This window comes from Actinomadura sp. 7K534 (assembly GCF_004348575.1).
In the GTDB taxonomy this organism is placed as follows: domain Bacteria; phylum Actinomycetota; class Actinomycetes; order Streptosporangiales; family Streptosporangiaceae; genus Spirillospora; species Spirillospora livida.
Genome location: NZ_SMKB01000430.1, coordinates 1 through 2,568 on the forward strand (window position 1 = coordinate 1; position 2,568 = coordinate 2,568).

A 2,568-nucleotide genomic window follows, 5' to 3' on the forward strand; every position below is an offset into this window, starting at 1 on the left:
CTATTCGTCGGCAGCGTCAGGTGTGTATAAGAGACAGCCCGAACCTTCCGGGGACGCACCCTCCGAAGAGGCCGAGCCGCCGAAGCGCGCCACCCGGACGCGCACCCGCACCAGGAGCGGGAAGGCCGCCGAGACGTCCGAGCCCGTCCCCATGACCGGGGCCGAGACGTCCCCCGACACCGAGACCGACCCCGCGAGCGCCGACGCCGGCGAGCAGCCGGACGAGGCGCCGCCGCCCCGCACCCGGACCCGCCGCCGCTCCGCGTCCGCCGCCACCGCGCCCGACGCGCCCACGGTGCCCGCCGTCCCGGCCGTGCCGGAGGTCCCCTCACCCGGGACCGAGACCCCCGCCGAGCAGGTGTCCGACATCGAGCCCGCGAGCGGCGTGGGCGTCCCCGGCGTGACGTTCCAGCCGCCGATGGTCGTCTTCCAGCCGCCGCAGCCGAAGGCCGAGCCCCCCGCCCGTCCCAAGGACGAGCCGAAGCGCGACGCCGAACCCGCCGACCACGACACCGGCGACGACGAGGCCGCGGAGCGGCCCTCCGACGACGACGACGACTCCGACGACCGCCCGTCCCGCCGGCGCCGCCGCCGCGGCGGCCGCGGCCGCGGCAGGGGCCGCGAAGGCGGCGAGGACGAGACGGAGCACGGCCACGACGGCGCGGACTCCGAGGCCGACGACTCCGGCGACGAGCAGCCCGCCAAGAGCGCCAAGAAGGACACCGCCAAGACCGACGGCGCCAAGGCCAAGAAGGACAGGGCCGCCAAGCCCAAGGCCGAAGAGGACGAGCAGGAGTCCGCCGACGACGACGGCGAGTCCGGGACGAGCCGCCGCCGGCGCCGCCGCAGGCGCCGCTCCGGTACCGACGGCGACGGCGCGAACGGCACCGACGACCCGCCCAACACCGTCGTGCACGTCCGCGCCACGCGTGCCGCCGAGAGAAGCGCAGCCGAGGACGAGGTCCAGTCCGTCCGCGGCTCGACCCGCCTGGAGGCGAAGAAGCAGCGCCGCCGGGAGGGCCGCGAGCAGGGCCGCCGCCGCCCGCCGGTGATCACCGAGGCCGAGTTCCTCGCGCGCCGCGAGTCCGTCGAGCGGGTCATGGTGGTGCGGCAGGAGGGCGAACGCACCCAGATCGCCGTCCTGGAGGACGACGTCCTCGTCGAGCACTACGTCAACCGCGCCACCCACCAGTCGTACGTGGGCAACGTCTACCTCGGCAAGGTCCAGAACGTGCTGCCCTCGATGGAGGCGGCGTTCGTCGACATCGGCAAGGGCCGCAACGCCGTCCTGTACGCGGGCGAGGTCAACTGGGACGCCTCCGGCCTGGAGGGCCAGCCGCGCCGCATCGAGTCGGCGCTGAAGTCGGGCCAGTCGGTGCTCGTCCAGGTCACCAAGGACCCGCTCGGCCACAAGGGCGCCCGCCTCACCAGCCAGGTCTCGCTGCCCGGCCGCTACCTGGTCTACGTGCCGGACGGCTCGATGACCGGCATCAGCCGCAAGCTCCCCGACAAGGAGCGCAGCCGCCTCAAGTCGATCCTGAAGAAGGTCATGCCGGAGAACGCCGGCGTGATCGTCCGGACCGCGGCCGAGGGCGCCACCGAGGAGGAGCTGTCCCGCGACGTGTCGCGGCTCGCCGCGCAGTGGGAGAGCATCCAGAAGAAGGTCAAGACGGCTTCCGCGCCCTCCCTTCTCTACGGCGAGCCCGACCTGACGATCCGGGTCGTCCGCGACATCTTCAACGAGGACTTCTCCAAGCTCGTCGTGTCCGGTGCCGAGGCCTGGGACACGATCTCCGAGTACGTCCAGTACGTCGCGCCGCACCTCGCCGACCGCGTCGAGCGCTGGACCGGCGACCAGGACGCGCTGTCCGCGTTCCGCATCGACGAGCAGATCGCCAAGGCGATGGACCGCAAGGTGTGGCTGCCGTCCGGCGGCTCGCTGGTGATCGACCGCACCGAGGCCATGACGGTCATCGACGTCAACACCGGCAAGTTCACCGGGCAGGGCGGAAACCTGGAGGAGACCGTCACCCGCAACAACCTGGAGGCGGCCGAGGAGATCGTCCGCCAGCTCCGGCTCCGCGACATCGGCGGCATCATCGTCGTCGACTTCATCGACATGGTGCTGGAGAGCAACCGGGACCTGGTCCTGCGCCGCCTCGTGGAGTGCCTGTCGAGGGACCGCACCAAGCACCAGGTGGCCGAGGTCACCTCGCTCGGCCTCGTCCAGATGACCCGCAAGCGCGTCGGCCAGGGCCTCCTGGAGGCGTTCTCGGAGACCTGCGAGTCCTGCAACGGACGCGGCATCCACGTCCACCTGACCCCGGTCGAGCCCAAGGCGGACAAGGCGTCCGGCAAGGAGAGCGGCCGCCGCCGCAAGCGCAAGGGCGAGGTCGAAAAGGCTGTAGAGGAAAAGCTGGCCCGGCACGAAACACCGAAGCCCGAGCCGACCCCCGAGCCCGAGCCGGAGCCGGAGCCGATCCGCGCCGAAGAGACCAAGCCGGAACCGGAACCGGAACCGGCCCCGGTGCGCACCCGCCCCCGGCGGAGTGGCCCGGCCAAGCGCCC

Annotated in this window: 1 protein-coding gene; it reads left to right on the forward strand. The window is 72.7% G+C overall.

What is annotated here, in order from left to right:
- Positions 1-22: 22 nt before the first annotated feature.
- Positions 23-2,568, forward strand: a 2,546-nt coding sequence (locus E1266_RS36775; protein WP_132055150.1) for an Rne/Rng family ribonuclease, incomplete at its 3' end; no start/stop codon positions are given.